This window comes from Glycomyces lechevalierae (genome assembly GCF_027622945.1).
Lineage (GTDB): Bacteria > Actinomycetota > Actinomycetes > Mycobacteriales > Micromonosporaceae > Glycomyces > Glycomyces rutgersensis.
This window is the reverse complement of record NZ_JAPZVQ010000013.1, coordinates 138,404-154,758: the sequence shown is the minus strand read 5'-3', so window position 1 is coordinate 154,758 and position 16,355 is coordinate 138,404. Positions and strand designations below refer to the sequence as shown.

Annotated in this window: 12 protein-coding genes and 2 pseudogenes; 6 read left to right on the top strand and 8 right to left on the bottom strand. The window is 66.7% G+C overall.

Translation table 11 applies throughout. From position 1 onward, the window contains the following. A partial coding sequence (locus O2L01_RS19305) for an ABC transporter ATP-binding protein (RefSeq protein ID WP_270123648.1) occupies nucleotides 1–680 on the bottom strand: 680 nt, incomplete at its 3' end. Nucleotides 681–909: 229 nt separating this feature from the next. Here O2L01_RS19305 and O2L01_RS19300 point away from each other — a divergent pair. Continuing rightward, the gene (locus tag O2L01_RS19300) at nucleotides 910–1,203 is read left to right on the top strand and encodes a hypothetical protein (protein ID WP_270123647.1); all 294 of its coding nucleotides are present in this window, start codon (nucleotides 910–912) and stop codon (nucleotides 1,201–1,203) included. Between the two features lie 27 nt (nucleotides 1,204–1,230). Here O2L01_RS19300 and O2L01_RS19295 read toward each other — a convergent pair whose 3' ends face one another. Both O2L01_RS19295 and O2L01_RS19290 read right to left on the bottom strand, forming a co-directional pair. After that, the gene (locus tag O2L01_RS19295; RefSeq protein ID WP_270123646.1) at nucleotides 1,231–3,891 is read right to left on the bottom strand and encodes an RICIN domain-containing protein; all 2,661 of its coding nucleotides are present in this window, start codon (nucleotides 3,889–3,891) and stop codon (nucleotides 1,231–1,233) included. An 85-nt stretch (nucleotides 3,892–3,976) separates the two neighbouring features. Next, nucleotides 3,977–4,123, bottom strand: coding sequence for a hypothetical protein (locus O2L01_RS19290; RefSeq protein WP_270123645.1), 147 nt, complete (start codon nucleotides 4,121–4,123; stop codon nucleotides 3,977–3,979). Nucleotides 4,124–5,080: 957 nt separating this feature from the next. On the opposite strand from O2L01_RS19290, the gene O2L01_RS19285 reads away from it, so the two are divergent. Together O2L01_RS19285 and O2L01_RS25850 are read left to right on the top strand one after the other, a co-directional pair. Next, a complete protein-coding gene (locus tag O2L01_RS19285; RefSeq protein ID WP_374727658.1) occupies nucleotides 5,081–6,565 on the top strand; it encodes a non-reducing end alpha-L-arabinofuranosidase family hydrolase in 1,485 nt (494 codons plus the stop codon). Nucleotides 6,566–7,018: 453 nt separating this feature from the next. Further along, nucleotides 7,019–7,096 (top strand): annotated as a pseudogene (locus tag O2L01_RS25850) (WYL domain-containing protein); the annotation flags it as partial. 58 nt (nucleotides 7,097–7,154) lie between these two features. On the opposite strand, the pseudogene O2L01_RS19280 reads toward O2L01_RS25850, so the two are convergent. Beyond that, nucleotides 7,155–7,304, bottom strand: a pseudogene (locus O2L01_RS19280) (IS5/IS1182 family transposase); the annotation flags it as partial. Between the two features lie 243 nt (nucleotides 7,305–7,547). Here O2L01_RS19280 and O2L01_RS19275 point away from each other — a divergent pair. Both O2L01_RS19275 and O2L01_RS19270 read left to right on the top strand, forming a co-directional pair. Continuing rightward, on the top strand, nucleotides 7,548–8,303 hold the full coding sequence (locus O2L01_RS19275) for an SDR family oxidoreductase (RefSeq protein ID WP_270123643.1): 756 nt from the start codon (nucleotides 7,548–7,550) through the stop codon (nucleotides 8,301–8,303). A 33-nt stretch (nucleotides 8,304–8,336) separates the two neighbouring features. Beyond that, the gene (locus O2L01_RS19270) at nucleotides 8,337–9,029 is read left to right on the top strand and encodes a TetR/AcrR family transcriptional regulator (protein WP_270123642.1); all 693 of its coding nucleotides are present in this window, start codon (nucleotides 8,337–8,339) and stop codon (nucleotides 9,027–9,029) included. An 857-nt stretch (nucleotides 9,030–9,886) separates the two neighbouring features. Here the strand turns inward: O2L01_RS19270 and O2L01_RS19265 are convergent. The 3 genes from O2L01_RS19265 to ligA all read right to left on the bottom strand — a co-directional run bounded on the left by O2L01_RS19265 (nucleotide 9,887) and on the right by ligA (nucleotide 13,589). Beyond that, nucleotides 9,887–10,153: an NUDIX hydrolase gene (locus O2L01_RS19265; RefSeq protein ID WP_270123641.1), complete on the bottom strand. Its 267-nt coding sequence runs from the start codon at nucleotides 10,151–10,153 to the stop codon at nucleotides 9,887–9,889. A gap of 196 nt (nucleotides 10,154–10,349) precedes the next feature. Then, a complete protein-coding gene (locus tag O2L01_RS19260; RefSeq protein ID WP_270123640.1) occupies nucleotides 10,350–11,186 on the bottom strand; it encodes a hypothetical protein in 837 nt (278 codons plus the stop codon). 318 nt (nucleotides 11,187–11,504) lie between these two features. Then, the gene (gene ligA / locus O2L01_RS19255; protein ID WP_270123639.1) at nucleotides 11,505–13,589 is read right to left on the bottom strand and encodes an NAD-dependent DNA ligase LigA; all 2,085 of its coding nucleotides are present in this window, start codon (nucleotides 13,587–13,589) and stop codon (nucleotides 11,505–11,507) included. 435 nt (nucleotides 13,590–14,024) lie between these two features. Between ligA and O2L01_RS19250 the strand changes: the two genes are divergently transcribed. Further along, nucleotides 14,025–14,426 (top strand): hypothetical protein, encoded by a 402-nt coding sequence (locus O2L01_RS19250; RefSeq protein WP_270123638.1) that lies wholly within the window; start codon nucleotides 14,025–14,027, stop codon nucleotides 14,424–14,426. A gap of 46 nt (nucleotides 14,427–14,472) precedes the next feature. Here O2L01_RS19250 and O2L01_RS19245 read toward each other — a convergent pair whose 3' ends face one another. Further along, on the bottom strand, nucleotides 14,473–16,320 hold the full coding sequence (locus tag O2L01_RS19245; RefSeq protein WP_270123637.1) for an FG-GAP repeat domain-containing protein: 1,848 nt from the start codon (nucleotides 16,318–16,320) through the stop codon (nucleotides 14,473–14,475). Between the last annotated feature and the right edge of the window lie 35 nt (nucleotides 16,321–16,355).

Here is a 16,355-nt window from a genome sequence, read left to right as displayed (position 1 = left end):
GGCGCGGAGGAGTCGACGATGCGTCCGTCCCGGAGGAACACCACCCGGTCGGCCCAGCCCGCGTGCCGCGCGTCGTGCGTGACCAGCAGCCCGGCCGCGCCCGCATCGCAGCGGCGGCGCAGCAGCTTCAGCACCTCTTCACCGGTGTGCGAGTCGAGCGCACCGGTCGGCTCGTCCGCGAGCACGAGCCGCCGCTCGCCGATGAGCGCCCGCGCGATCGCGACACGCTGCGCCTGCCCGCCCGAGATCTCGTCGGGGAACCGGTCGGCCTGCTTCGCGTCGAGGCCGACCTCCTCCAGCGCCGCGAGCGCCAGCTTGCGCGCCTTGCCCGCCGAGAGCCCGTCGAGCTCCAGCGGCAGCGCCGCGTTCTCGGCGGCCGTCAGACTCGGCACCAGGTTGTAGTCCTGGAACACGTAGCCGACGCTGCGCCGCCGCAGCGCGGCGAGCCGCTTCTTGTTCAGCGAGGCGAGCACGATGCCCTCGACGAGGACCTCGCCCGCGGTGGGGGCATCGAGCCCTCCGGCGAGGTTGAGCAGCGTCGACTTGCCGGACCCCGAAGGGCCCATGATGGCGACGAGCTCACCAGCGGAGATGGTGAGGTCGGCGTCGACAAGGGCGTTGACGAGGTTCTCGCCCGAGCCGTGGGTGCGGCTCACGCCTTTCAGATGCAGAACGGTCATGGGGGGCTCCGATTCTCAAGAGTTCTCGACCGAGGATACTCGGTAGAGCATATTGAGTATGCACCAGGGTTGCACACCGAACTCAGACCCGTCACCGTCCGATCCCGCTCATGCAAACGGCCGCGCCATCGGCGAGGCGCGGCCCAGTTCATGCGGAACACCTTGGAGCACAACGACATCCGGGCCTCGGATAGTGATCGTCGGCGCGTAGTCGTCGATCCAGGTCGCGATGTCGAGCGCGAGTTCGAGGCGCACGTCTATCGAGCAGCGTCGACTGGTCGACTTCCCCGCCCTGGTGACCCGGGCCGGGCTTGCGGCCGACTTCGTGCTGCAAGAGCGGCGCGTGGCACCGCTGTCTCGCTGGGATGGACATCGCCTGCACCCGCACGCGACGTTTCTCCACCTGACCAACACCCGCACCTTGCGTGCACGCGGTGCTTTCCGGGTGCTGCGCGCGCACGAGGACGTCCTGGCGGTCCGCGTCGCTCGACTCGCCCCGGCGGTGGCCCTGGCCTCGACCTGAGCCATCGCCGGGACACTTCCGAGACTCCTAGGCGGATACGAACTGCCACTGCTGGTTGGTCCCGCCGTTGGCGCTCCATTGCACTACCTGTGCCCCATCGGTGGTCGCCGCGCCGGAGACGTCGGCCACCAGTCCGCTGTCACGGGCGACGATCGTGTAGTAGCCGTCACCGGTGGGGCGCAGGTACCACATCTGGTTGGTGCCGCTGTTGGCCGACCACTGCTGCAATTGCAGGCCCTGCGTGCTGCTGCCGGCGTTGACGTCGAGCATCTTTCCGGAGGCGGTGTAGCGCAGAGTGTAGGCGCCCTGGGTGGTGCTGATCGTCCACGTGGGAGTGCCGCTCTGCTGGATCGCCTTGGCGCCGTCGGCGGTGGAGTTGCCGGCGATGGTGAGAGGCTTGCCGCTGTTGCGGTTGACGATGCGGTAGGTGCCGGGTGCGGGCCCGGTTTCGGTTCCGCCGATGGTGAAGTACTCGACCGCGTCGGTGAAGAGGGTGCTGCCGGACTTCGCCGTCGACAGCACCAGGTACACGCGGCTACCGGTGGCAGGCGTGGTGAAGGACACCGGCTGCGTGACCCGCGAGCCGAGCGGAATGGTCAGCTTGGTGCTGCCCGACGCGACGACCGTGCCGGTCGGGCTGTCGATCCGGGCGGTCCAGGTGAAGTCCACCGAGGTGTCGGTGAAGCCGTCGTTGAACACGGTGATGGTGCGGGTGACCGTGGCGTTCCGGGCGTAGTTGGGCACCGCCTGCGGCAGCGGGAAGGTGCCGTTCGCGTCCGAGACGCCGGAGGCCGACCAGTAGGGGAGGTCGACCGCGGCCACCGGGTTGAACGCCGCCTGCACGCGCTGGAACTGCGGGTTGCTCCAGGGGTCCGGGAGGTTGTCCGCGCCGTAGACAGGGCGACCGCCCTCCTCCGGGATGAAGTCGCCGGTGCGCACTCCGGGCACGACGCTGGCCCAGGCCGACAGCAGCGTGTACGGACGAAGGTCGGAGGCGTTCTTGCCGCGCTTGGCCAGGGTTGCCGTGGCGAACCACTCGAAGCCCTGCTTGGTGTTGCATGCCGGCCAGATGTACTCGCCCTCGCCGTCGGGCCGCCCATTCACGGTTTTCAGGCCCTCCCCGTACCTGCCGAAGCCGTCGACGTAGTGCGGGATCACCGCGAAGTTGGCGTAGGTCATCCCGGGATACCCGTTGAGATTCCCGTCGACGCCCACCTCGACAATGACCGGCCGGGTGCCGTCGTTGCCGTTCATCGCCGCGTACAGGTCCTTCTCGAACTGTTCGGAATCCTGGCCGCTCTGGTTCGGCTCGTTGGATTGACTCCAGCGGATGACCGCGGGGTGGTTGCGGTCGCGCAGGACCAGCGCACGGGCGTGGTCGACCATGTTGTCGTGCCCGGCGATCCAATCCTGCTTGCCAGAGGAGCCGCGAATCGCGGTCTCGCCGATGATCATCAGGCCCATCTCGTCGGCGACATCCAACATGTACGGGCTCGCGGGCTCCTGGTGGACGCGCACCACGTTGAAGTTCAGCCGCTGGTAGTTGTCCACCGCCTGCGGCCAGCCGCCGTTGCCGGGCGACGGGGGCAGGAAGCCGGGCAGGGTGTCGTAGGCATCGCCCTTGCCGCCGTTGTTGATCCGGTCGTAGTCGGCACCCTGGAGGTTGTCGCCGCGGAAGTTCACGCGCACGCCGTTGAGGTAGTAGTAGTCACCGTTCTGGGTGGCCTCCCGGAACCCGAACCGGTAAGCGGCGTCGCTGGCGTGCCCGTCATCGGCGACGGCATGCACCGTCAGCTCGTGCAGCTGCGCCCGGTACCCCGACCGGTACGGCACGTTGGGCCACCAGTACGAGCTGCTGTCGAGGTTCCACGCGACCGGTCCGACGGTCACGGTCACGGTCGAGCGGGCCGCCACGGTGACCGTACGGCTGGGCAGTTCAGGGTAGTTGAAAGCCGTTCCGCTGTCGGACGACAGCGACCCGGTCAACGTCACCGACCGGGAACTGCCCGACGTGTTCCGCACCGACACGTCGTAGCTCAACGTCTTGTTCGCCACCGACGTGCGCACGAAGGTGTCGCTGACGTACACCGCCGGGTACACCCGCAGGTACGCGGACCGGAAGATCCCCTGCGGAATCGCCTCGCACCAGTCGGCGGCGTCTGGCACCAGATACCTGCCGTTGGAGGCCTTCAACGCGCCGCGGCCCTTCACGTTCACCGTGATCGTGTGGGTGGTGCCGGGCGCCGCGTATGCGCTGATGTCGAAGTTGGAGGGGGTGAACGCCGTTGTCTGGGTGGCGACCACGCGGCCGTCGACCGAAAGTGTCGCCTGGTGATTGACAGCGCCGAACTCGATCCAGGTCGACTGCGGCTGCCCCGAATCCGGCACGGTGATGCTGCGCGAGTACACCGCCTCGTTCACGTCGGTGAATCCTTGTTTGTACCAGCCGCCGCCGGGCACGCTGATCGACGTCGGCGCCCGGCCCGCCGGGGTGAAGCTCCACGTTCCGGCAAGATCGATGGAAGCGAGCGCGGCATTGCCGGCGGAGACGCCATCGGTCGCGGCCGCCTCGACGGCGGCACCGGCTCCGTCCGGCGTCAACGCGTGGATCGCGGCGGCCGGGAGGATGGCCGCGGTCTGGAGGATGCGGCGGCGGGAGAGGTTGGGCTGGTCGGGTCGAGAGGCCATGGGGCTCCTTCGTTCGGGTCCGGTCGGGGTGGGGCCGGGCTTGCGGCCGGCCGGAGCTTCTGGCGCGAGGACTTCGGCGGCCGATTTATTTCTCCTCGTGCCGCCCGTGATCGGCGTGGGCGGGGACCTCGGCCACCGAACCGACGTGGACGACGGCCATCGAAGCCAGCAGCGCCAACAGTTTGCGGGCGCCGAGAAGGTTCCAGTCGAAGAACCGAATCGAGCCGAACACGAGCTTCTCCCGTCTGCCCGAGCGGCCAGCGGCATTACATCAGACGTCATACATTCTACAGCTAAATCGAAGATTGTCAATGTATCGACTGCCCTACCTGGCGCTCCATCCGTGAAAGTTGACTTCGCGGAACGTGATGGCTCGGTTCCGCTGAGGCTCTTGGGCTTTAGCGTGAACCAGATGCCGCCGTTCACGTCGGTTCCGTTGCGCCACAAGAAAACACAGAAGCAGCTGAGGAAGCTAGCCTCAGCTCGGGGACCGAGGCGGTGTTCGATGCGATGGCCGACCTGCTCGCGGGATGGCAGGCTCGCCTCAACGCCCGGGACTACGGGGTTCGATCAACGTCGCGCCCGGTTCGAGCGCCAGGGCCAGTGATCCCGCGCGTGCAGCATCCAGCGATGGTGAGCCGGGTAGTTCCTCTGGGGTCCACTGCCAGTCGGCCGCACCGGCGGCATGGAAGGCGTGGTTCGCCGAGCCGCCGGGCGCCACCGAGACGACCGCCAGACTGGTGGATTCTTCGGCGTCGATCCCCCACCGTAGGCCCACGTCGGATGCCCCCTGAAGCCGAGACTCGACGCGGCAGTTTAACGCTAGGTGCACCAACAAACCTCCGTCGAGCCGTTGACTACACATCGAGATCTCTCTATAGTTCGAATCGCCGGAGAATTCATCAGATGTTCCGGAGCTAGATAGTGACATGTGAACGATAACAATCATTGCCCGTACCCGCGTCCGCGAAGGAGCATCCGATGACGTCGGCCGCACCCGATTGCTCGATCCCGTCCCGCCGGATCCTAGGCATGGCCGCGCTCGCGCCGGCCTCCGTCGACTGACCGATCCGGGACCGCACCGCGACGGCGCACCAGCCAGTCCGCGACCGACCGGTCCCACCCGTCGCAATGAACCCGCAGTTCCATGACCCGACGAACCTCGACTAAGGAGACCAGCATGGCCTGGATGGAAACCCCCAAGAGCCGCAGGCGGATGCTCATCGGCGGAGCCGGCGTGCTCGCCGGGGCCGCCGCCGCGACCGTACTCAACCCGTTCACCGCAGCCCAAGCACAGCAGTCGACCGACCCCACCGCCTGGTACGTGCTGCTGAACCGCAACAGCGGCAAGGCCCTGGACGTCAGCGGCGTGTCCACCGCCGACGGCGCCCAGCTCCACCAATGGACCCGCACGAACGCCCAGAACCAGCAGTTCCAGTTCATCGACGCCGGCGGCGGTTACTACAAGATCAAGGCGCGGCACTCAGGCAAGCTGCTCGACGTGTCCAGCTGGTCGACCGCCGACGGCGCCAACATCCACCAGTGGACCGACACCGGCGGCGCCAACCAGCAGTTCCGGCTGGCCGACTCCGGCGGCGGCTATGTGCGCCTGATCAACCGCAACAGCAACAAGGCGGTCGAGGTCCAGAACGCGGCGACCAACGACGGCGCCACCGTCGTGCAGTACAGCGACTGGGGCGGCACCAACCAGCAGTGGCAGCTCGTCCGCGTCGACAGCGGCAGCGGCGCCTGCGCCCTTCCGTCGACGTACCGCTGGACATCGACCGGCCCCCTAGCGCAACCGCAGAACGGACAGGTCGCGCTCAAGGACTTCAGCGCGGTCCGCTACAACGGCCAGTACCTCGTCTACGGGACCACACACGACGCGGTAGCGGGCCCAGAAGGCAAATGGGGCGCGACGGTCTTCAGCCCCTTCACGAACTGGTCCGACATGGCCAACGCCACCCAGAACACTGTGCCCTTCGGTGCCATCGCCCCGACGCTTCTCTACTTCGCCCCGAAGAACACCTGGGTGCTCGCCTACCAGTGGGGCTGGCCGTACAGCTTCTCCTACCGCACGTCGAGCGACCCCACCAACCCCAACGGCTGGGGCGAGCACCACGAACTCTTCACGGCAACCCTTCCCGTCGGGGCCCCCATCGACCAGACGCTCATCGCTGACGACAAGAACATGTACATGTTCTTCGCCGACGACGAAGGCAACATCTACCGGTCCAGCATGCCCCTCGGGAACTTCCCGGGCAGCTTCGGCTCGAACTACACCAGGATCATGACCGACACGCGAGACAACCTGTTCGAGGCGGTCGAAGTCTACAAGGTCCAGGGGCAGAACCAGTACCTCATGATCGTCGAGGCCATGGGGTCGAACGGCCGCTTCTTCCGCTCGTTCACGGCCACCACTCTCGACGGCACGTGGACACCCCAACCCCAGGCCGAGACCCAGAACAGCCCGTTCGCCGGGAGTGCCAACAGCGGCGCGACCTGGACCCGGGACATCAGCCACGGCGACCTGGTTCGCACCAACCCCGACCAGACCAAGACCATCGACCCCTGCAACCTGCAATTCCTCTACCAGGGACGCGACCCCAGCTCTGACGGTATGGACTACGGCATCCTGCCTTACCGGCCGGGTCTGCTGACCCTGCAGCGCTAACGGGACGAAGCAGGCCCGGCTCGGGCGTTCCCGAGACAGCGGGCGGGCTGTTCAATGTGAACTGGTGGCAGTTCGCGGTGTAACGCAAAAGCAACGGGCCTCCCGCAAAGGAGGCCCGTTCATTCATGCACGGCGGTGAGGGTGCGCCGGCGGGTAAGACTCCACTCGTTAAACCAAGGACCAGTTCAGCTCGACGAGCCGTTGCAGGTCGCCAGGACCACCCCGGTGCCGTTGGCGGTCCCGTCGGTCGGTCAGCCGACCCGGAGCCACCCGGATCAGACTGCCGTCGGAATCGGCGACCACGAAGGAACGGCCGAAACCCTCGTCGGTCGGTTCCGCCACCACTCGTAGGTCTCTGGCCTTCCAGGATTCGCAGAGTGCGTCAACCGATGCTGGTGCGCCGTCGATCGCCAGGCACAGCTCGCCGGTGCGGACCGTCGTCGCGGCCTAGGAATGCGGCTCCGCGTCGAATACCGGCGACCGGGGGAACCCACGCCGCGCAGGACCGTGGATCCCTACGGGCTCTTGACGCACAGCGGCCGTCCTGCACTGCCACGAATTGGCGAACGTGCCCAGCTCCTACCGTTCGCCGACCGGCCAGGCTCAGACTCCAGGGCCGGCCCCGGCGCACGTCGGCGCCCTCGCGCTCCACCTGGCGCACCAGGCGGGCGAACACCCTGGGTCGCAACCCGGAGAACGGTTCGATCCAGCGCTCCTCGGAAGCCGCCACTACACCCACTCGGACATCCTAAGCCGTTGGCCCACAACCAATAACGGCACAACAGCTGGAGCAGCAAGGGCTTCGTTGTCGTCTCGTTCTGGCCCGGTGCCGGCACGGGGGCCGCCAGAGCTGCCGCAGAAAGTCGGAGAACCACCCACGCCAACAGAATGGTAAGTGGGCCGACTTGACACTTGGATGATGCGGGTCTACCTTTGCCGAGGTGAGTCCATCGACTTACCATTTTAGTAGGGAGCAATCACCATGAATCGTCTTGCAGGCAAGCGCGCCCTCATCACTGGCGGCACAAGCGGGATCGGTCTGGCGACCGCCCAGCGCTTCATCGCCGAGGGGGCCGACGTGCTGGTCACCGGCGTCACCCCGGCCAGCATCGACAAGGCGCGGCAGATCCTCGGGGACACGGTGCCGGTGGTGCAGGCCGACGCACGCGATCTCGATGCGCAGCGCGGCCTGGCCAAGCAGGTGCGTGAGCACTTCGGGGAGCTGGACGTGGCATTCCTTAACGCCGGCGTCTCGGACTGGCGGTCGTTCGAGGACCACACCGAGGACAGCTACGACCGGCTCTTCGACATCAACGTCAAGAGCATCTTCTTCCTCACACAGGCCCTGGTGCCAGTACTGGCCAACCCGTCCTCGGTCGTCCTCAACGCGTCCGCCAGCGTGCACGGCGGCTACGGGCAGGCGAACGCCTATGCCGCGACGAAGGCGGCGCTCAGCTCCCTGATGCGGTCGTGGAACGCGGACCTGCTCAAGTCGCACGGCATCCGGTTCAACGCGGTCAGTCCCGGACCGGTGGACACCCCGTTGTACGCCAAACTCGGGATCGAGGACCCCGCGATCCAGGCGGCGGTTCTGGAGTCCATCAGCTCGGGCATCCCGCTGGGCCGCATGGGTATGCCCGAGGAGGTCGCCGAAGCCGTTGTCTACCTGGCCTCCGATGCCTCCGCCTTCGCCGTGGGCCAGGACCTTATCCTGGACGGTGGCCAGACCGTCCTCTGACAGCGAGGATGCGGCTTGGAAAGGGGCGCGGGCATGCCGACCGACGACTGTGACCGGACAGAAACCGGGGGCGAAGCGTGCCAGAGCGGGTATCACGCGCAGATCAAAGCCGAGAACCGCGCGCGCATCATTCGCGCGGCCCGCGACCTCTTCCTCGCCCGGGGATACGACAAGACCTCCCTGGCCCAGATCGCCAGGGAGGCCCGTGTCTCCACCGGCACCCTCTTCAAGCGGTACCCCACCAAGGCCGCACTGTTCGCTGCCGTCACCTCCGAACAATGGCAACTGGACGTGCAATACGCCGAAGCGCCCCCGCCCGGGGATCCCCGGTACGGTCTCGACCACATCGGCCGCGACTACGCCTGCCTGGTCTCGCGCCCCGGCACCGCGGCGCTGTGCCGCCTCATCATCACCGAACTGCCCCAGATGCCCGAACTCGCCGACATCGTCGGCACCGGCTTCGCCATCGACCGCGGCCCCTTCTTCGACCGGCTCCGCGACTACCTTGACGCCGAAGCACAAGCCGGCACACTCGACTTCCGTTCGTCCGACGGACAGACGCACCCGACATCCGCAGTGGCCGAACAGTTTCTCGGCATGATCTGCGGTCAGCTCCTGTGGCCCCAACTCGTACGGACCGACTTTGTCCCACCCGACCCCGCCGACACCACGATCGTGGACCATGCCGTCGCCCTCATGCTCGCCCGCTATCACACCGGAGCATGAACCCGGCCCTATCAGTTCACGCTGCCAGAAACCAGAAACGCATCACTGCCGGATGAAGGTGCATCGATGCGAACACCAACCCCCGCAACCAATAACGGGACAGTCTTTAGGCCATGCTCGGCACATTGCTGCTCCAGGTCGAGCAGCGGCGGCGCCACCATGGTCCTGGCAGAGCGGTCGGATTCGGGAGCGTGCGACTGCGGAAGCGATCGTCCACAGCCTCGACCATCTGCCGCAGTTCCCGTGCCGACCGGCCAGGAAGCCGGTTGATGGCTATCTCAAGTAGTTCTCGGGGTGGTGGTCCCATGCAGCCGCACTCGCAGTTGGTATCAGGCGCGGTCAACAAGCGGGCCGGGCCACTCGCTCGATTCCGCCAGAGTATGAACGCGGCAGCTACGGCTCCGGCGACGAACCGGGGATCCTGGTGCTCAAGTCGCCGGACTGCGGCTGCGAGAGAGCCGGAAGCGCCAGATAGCTGCGGGGGTTGGTAGAGCTGCCACTTGCGAGGGCGAGGGCGTTGAAACGCGCGAACTCGCGCTGACGACCTACGCGGCATTGGCCTTTCGACACAAGATCTTCATGACCGTAAGTATGCAGGAATCCCGAGACAGCGGTCAGTGGAGTCTGGCGACCAACCATGGGGCTCGGAACGTCAAGTGTCGCACCAGTACTACGATCTTGCCGCTGTGTTGCTCGCAGCGGCCAGGACGGTCTTCACCGCGTCCGACACCGGGAGGTCGTCGGTGAGCTCACGCCAGGCGTACGCATCATGCTCAGTAAGGACGACAGGCGCAGTCGCGCTCGTGGCGATCGCGAAGTTGTGCTGCCGGCTGCGGACGCCGCGCCGGTTCGCGTAGTCAAAGTGCCCCCAGGTGTGCCGTGATCGCAGTCAGCTCAAGGCCGGTCTCTTCTTTCACTTCGCGAGCCAAGGCGGCGGCCAGGCGCTCGCCCGGGTCAGTTTTCCCTGATGGGAGTTCCCATTGCCCGCCCATGAAGTCCTCGGGGTTGCGCCGCAACAGGAGCACTCGTCCGGCCTCGTCAGTGACAACGGCGCCGACTGCGAGGGTGGCGATGCCGTCGCGTTCGGCTTCGGCGGTGAGCTGGTCAATGAACGCCTCGTCCATGCAGTGATCCTTCTTGAAGTTTTGGGGCTGCCCGTGGGGGGCTGAGTAACGGTGTGACGGTCTACCTGATGCAGCTCGCGGCCAATCCTTGAAATATGAATCCACGATGGCTCCTACGGCTCAGCTGGAAAGCCCACATCATGACGCGCTCCCGACAGTGGGTGCGGCGGCGGCGAGGCAGGGCACGCCCGGACTGCTAGGTGGACGCCAGCGCCGACAGGCAGGGGTCGCCGTCTGCGCCAGGCTCGCTAGCGGGCCCGAATTCTCCGAGCCCGTATGCGGTAAGCGTCGGCGCTGGGAGCTTACCTGTGTAAACCGCATCGAGGCGGGTGGCGATCGCCGACTGTTCCAGGCCGAGCGCGTCCACGTGCACGACAAACCATCCGAGGAGCGCCACGGCGACCCCACCGGCGAGGCCGTACCAGGTCGGCCAGATCGCCAACGCGACCGCGATAGCGCCCCACGCCAGCGGCGTTGCAAGGTACCGGCCGAACTCGGCTTCTGAACGCCAGCGGTCTTCTCGCTCGGCGAGGAGGGGATTTGCATCGGGTACGACGGCCGCGAACCAGTGCAGGTCGGCCATGAGCGCGTCCTGCAGCTCGGATCGCTGCGAAGCAGTCAGGTCTCGCAGCAGGGGGCGCGCTATTCCCAACTGGGGTAGCAGGTTCGCGTACTCGGAGTCGTCGGTGGTCAGGAGCACGACTGCGGCACGACCGGGGTCGAACAGGAGCGACGGCGCGATGCGCAGCGGCCGCCACCAGGCCCTGGCGATGTGGGCGACGACGCTCAGGGCGGCGTCGCGGACGGCCATCCAGAGCGCCCCGGTGAAGTAGGAGGCAACAGCAAGCGCGGCGATCACAGCGACGGATCCCAGGAAGTCAGCCGCGGTGTACAGGTCGGCGAGCAGCCCGGTTGCGGTGGCTTTCCCGGGAAGGTGACGGGCCCAGGCGAGCCATGCGATCGCGAGCCACGCAGCACCGGTCGACATGGGGGTGCGCAGGAGCCTGACGTTGGGCAGGAACGGGAGGGACATGAATCGATTCTCACAGTTGGAGCCGGCAGGTACGGTCCCGGTTCTCAGGAGCGAACTCGCGGGCGCTTTCGAGTGCAGCGTCGTGGCCTGCACGCGTGTTTGGTGATCAACGCCGTCGGGGGCTGCCATTCCCCTGACTCGCGGTCATAGAGGTCAGCGAACACCTGCCGAGCGATCGGGGCATCCTCTGGCCGCTCGCCTTCCCAGACCACCCAGTCATAGCTCATGCACGAGCGAGCCGCACGCCGCGGAACCACGACAATCGGTATCGGTGGCCCCGGCTCGAACGGCTGCATCGTTCGAGCCGCCCTGGGAGGTTTAGTTCAGGAAGTCGGCAACGCGTTCGGCGAACTGCTCGGGGGTGATCGTCTCGATCCCGAGCGAGGTCGCCTTCGCCAGTTTGCTTCCGGCTTTGTCGCCTGCGACCACGAGGCTCGTCTTCGCCGATACGCTCGATGACGCCTTGCCGCCAGCGCGGGTGATGAGTTCGTTCATCTCGTTGCGCGACAGCGCTTCGAGCGGCCCGCTCATGGAGCCGGTGACGACGACGGCCATGCCTGCCAGCGGCAGCGCACTGGTCTCCTGCACGTCGGTTTCAATGCCTTCTGGCGTGGGGACGGTCCAGCCGGGCTGGTCCATGTTCACGCCCGCGTTGGCGAGCTTCGCCACGACATCGGCGAGCGCGGCCAGTTCCTCGACGATCACGGGGGCTTTCTCCGGGCCGATCCCGTCCACGGTCTCGAACGCGGCAGCGTCCGCGGCCTGGATGGCTTCCATGGAGCCGAAGTGGCTGGCGATCCGCAGCGACATGGACCGGCCCGTGCCGAGAATGCCGAGCGCGCAGAAGACGCGGTTGAGCGGTTGCGTCTTCGCGTTCGCGATGGCCGCCAGGAGGTTGTCGGCGCTTTTGTCCCCCATGCGGTCAAGCGTCAAAACCTGGTCGCGCGTGAGGGTGAACAGGTCGGCGAAGTCGTCTACGAGTCCACGTTCGACCAACTGGACGATGACTTTCTCGCCGAGGCCGTCCATGTCGAGGCAGTCGCGGGCTACCGCGTACGCGATCGATTCGACCTGGCCGCACGCGCGGCCGCGCTCGCACCGCCACCGCTCCTGGGACTTGTCGATGCCGGACCCACACCGCGGGCAGACCTCCGGGAAGGCGATCGGCTGTTCGTCACCGGTCCGCATGGAGGCGACGGCACCTTCGACGCGCGGGATGACTTCCCCGGCCCGGAAAACGTAGACGGCGTCGCCCAGGCGGAGGTCCCTCCGCATGATGTCAGCGACGTTATGCAAGGTCGCGGACGTGATCGTGACGCCGCCGACCTCAACAGGTTCGAGAACAGCACGCGGCGCGATGACGCCGGTCCGGCCGACTGCCCACTGCACGTCCCGCAGACGACTGATCTTTTTGTCCGCCGGGAACTTGTACGCGGTTGCCCAGTGCGGGGTCCGCGAACCGGTCCCGGCGTCGCGCTGATCCGCAGCCGAGTCCGCCTTGATGACCGCGCCGTCCAGTTCGAAGTCGAGCCCGGCACGCAACGCACCGATCTCGTGCACACGCGCGAGGACATCATCAAGGGTCGCGCACGCGAGGGTCGCAACGGGCGTGTCGAGCGTCGTGCCAAGCCCGAGCACGGCAAGGCGGGCGATCACCTCCGAGTGCGGCAAATCCTGAAGCGTCGCGTCGCTCGTGTGCTCAGGGTCGGTGAGCGCCGCGTAGGCGAAGAACGTCTGCTCGACCGTGTACGTGCGGCTCTGGGCGCGAAGCGACCCAGACGAGGCGTTGCGGCGGTTCGCAAACGGGGAGCCGCCGTCAGCAACTCGCGCTTCGTTTGCGGCATTGAACTGGCGCTCCGTCATGAGCGTTTCACCGCGGACCTCGATCGTGACCGGTTCGTTCAACTCGGCGGGAAGGCCCACGATCGTGCCGATGGCGTGGCTGACATCTTCACCGGTGGACCCGTCGCCGCGAGTCACGAGGCGCGCGAGCTTGCCGTGCTCGTACCTGGCCGCGAGGGCGACGCCGTCAAGTTTCGGTTCGACGACCCACCCGTTGACCGCTCGGCCGCCGAGACGGCGTTCCACTGAAACGGCCCAGTCGCGCAGCTCCTCGTCGGAGAACTGGTTCCCGAGGCTGAGCATCCGCACGTCGTGCGGCACGTCACCGGAGGTGACGCCAGCGCCAACTGCCCGCGTCGGCGAGTCCGCAGCGACCTGGTCGGGGTGCTCGGTCTCCCATGCGGCGATGCCGCGCAGCAAACGGTCGTAGGCGTCGTCGTCAAGTCCAGACTCACCGGAGCCGTAGTAGGCGTCGGCGGCAGTGCGGGCGGTCGCGACCGCTTCGAGGTACGCGGTTTCGTCTTCGAGAGCAACGGCGAATGCAGTGGGGTTCGTTGTCATACTCCAATGTTGTCACGCGGGTACGACACTTCTTACCCGTTGACCTGTATGAACAGGTGATTCGCAACCCAAGATCGGAGGCGGGTCGCCGGGCTCTGCGACTAATGCTGGACCGGGGCACAAGGGCCGCATCGAGTCAGGGGACTGCCGCGATGGAGCACTCGAAGCGGCAAGGGAGGCCAATGTGGGAAAGAAACGCGGCAAGCAAGGGAAACGCCATAAGCCGACGCGACGGCCGGGCTTGAACGCTTCGCCGGTCAGCTTCGAAGCGATGGAACCCTTGCCGCCCGAACTGCACTCCCGCGATCCTCGAACTCGTCGCCCTGGTGCTCGCCGATCGCGACAAGAGGGCCACCGGGTACAACCGCCGACTTCGAAGCGTTCAACCCCCAGGCGCTCGCGGACGCCGCCCTGGACGGGCTCCACCTCGCGTGCATGGTCGCGTTCCTCGAGGCGCTCCCTGCCTACGCCGGAAAGGAAATCGTCGGGCGGCTCGTCCAGCGCGAGCTGATGCTGCGCAACATGTCGTACCCGCACATGCTGAAGGCCACACTCGACGGACTCTTTGCCGACACCGATGTGAACGCCGACTGCACGACCGCTTTCGGGTACACCGCGCAGGACGCGCTCACGATCATGGACGCAGTCAGTGCAGCTCATCCGGAAGGTACGAGAGGAAGTATTCAAGTGACCCAAAACGAGCGATCCACGCACGCGAAGCTGAGGTGGATCAAGAGCAGCCGCTCAACTGGATCGTCTTCGCCGCCGCCCTGGACGCCGAGACTGTCGGCGTCCGTGACTCGAAACTGGGCAACGCCGGCCCGGTCATCCGCATGACCAGCGCGGACTGTTCGTCACTGACGCGTGGCGGTGGTTCGGGTGCTCAGGCGATGGTCATATCGTTCCAACTGGTGCCGATGACGCTCTTGGAACTGAAGGCTCCTGCGCCGTTGCCGTGGTAGAGGAAAAGGCGGCCATCGGAAGCGAGGCGGGCGATCCAGTCGGCGTTCCCGTCGCCGTCGAAGTCGCCGACGGCTGAAACCATGTCCACCTCGCCCCAGCCGCAGCCGAGCGAGACCGCGTGTTCGAACAGGCCGGCGCCACGGCCGCCGTAAAAGTACAGGCAGTTGTCGGACTTTCGGATGGCGAGCATGTCGGGGATGCCGTCATGGTCCAAGTCGCCCACGCCGGTCAGGTTCCGCATGGCGTTCCAGCTGTTGCCGATCTGGATTCGGCGGCCGAGCTCGTTGCGATACCCGGTGCCCGGGTAGAGCCACAGGATACCGGTGGAGGCCTCACGGGCGATGATGTCGACCTTGCCGTCGAGGTTGTAATCGTGGCCGGACACGATGGCGCTCATCGTGTCCCAGTCGCTCCCCAACCCTGGACCCGACTCGATGAGCTGGCCGCTGCCCCCTCCCGCATAGAAGTACAGCTTGCCGGTCGATGCCTTCCGGGCGAGGAGGTCGGCCTTGCCGTCGCTGTTGAGATCCCCGGCGGTCTCGATGAGGTCCAGCCCGTTCCAGTCGGGCCCGAGGTCGATGACCGGGCCGAATCCACCGGTGCCGCTGCCCTTGTAGACGTGCAGGTGTCCGTCCGAGTCGCTCCTGGCGACGATGTCTTGAGCGCCGTCGGTGTCGTAGTCGTAGGTGCGGTCGGTGTAGACGACTGGGAGCCGGATGCCGTTCCACCCTTGGCTCACGATCCTCCCTTGGTGCACGTAGCTGTTGGTTTCGGTGAACGAGTGCAGTGTCATCGCGCCGTTCGTCGCGAGGGCGAGGACGTCCTGGTAGCCGTCGCTGTCCACGTCCCCGGCCGCCGTCACCTGGGTGTACTTCCCCGGGAATCCGCTGGGTTCGCTGCACAGGCACGAGCCGATATTGGTCGACCATCGATAGAAGCCGCCGCGGAGGTCGCTGCGGTACAGCCAGTACCTGCCCGTCAGGCCCTCGCGTGCCATCAGCTGCAGTCCTGCGCTATCGCCGAGCGTGGTGAGGCTGTCGACGCCGCGCCAGTCCGAGCGCAGGTCCGAGGTGTCGATCGCGGTCCTGGCACCGAATGTTCCCCTGCCGGCGCCGGGGTACAAGTACAGTTTCCCGTCCCGGTCATCGACCGCGATGAGGTCGTCGCGGCCGTACCCGAACTCGTCGAAGTCGCCGCCGGCAGTGAAGACGCCCATGCTGTTCCAGCCGGGGCCGACCTCGATGCGGGCGCTGAAGTCGCCGCTGCCGTCACCGGGGTACGTGTAGAGGTAGCCGGTCCTCGTGTCGCGGGCGAGCAGGTCGGGGCTGTCATCGAAGGTGAGGTTCCCCGCCATGACCACGTCCATGCCACGCCAGCCGGTGCCGCGCGAGACCGGGCTCTGGAACGTACCGTCGCCTCGTCCCGCATAGAACAGCAGGTTCCCGTCCGATTCGCGGACCGCGACGAGGTCCTGAAACCCGTCGCGGTCGTAGTCGTTGTCGATCACAGTGGCCCAATCTTCGACCGGGTCGGACGCGGCGAATGTGCCGGACACGTCGGTCGCGCGGGCGACACGGGCTTGGGAGTCGCAGGTGCTGGCCGCTTCGAGCGCGGCCTCGGAATCGGGTGCCATCGGGTTGGCGTCGAGGTCGGGGCACACGCCCTGCGCTGCGGCGGTGCCGGGCGCGGCGAGCAGTGCGGCGCCGACGGCGATCACGGTAGCCGCCGCGATGCGTTTGGCAGAGCGACGCTTCGGAAACTGGTTCATGGCCATGCGAGTGTCCTCAGATTGCCTACGCATTG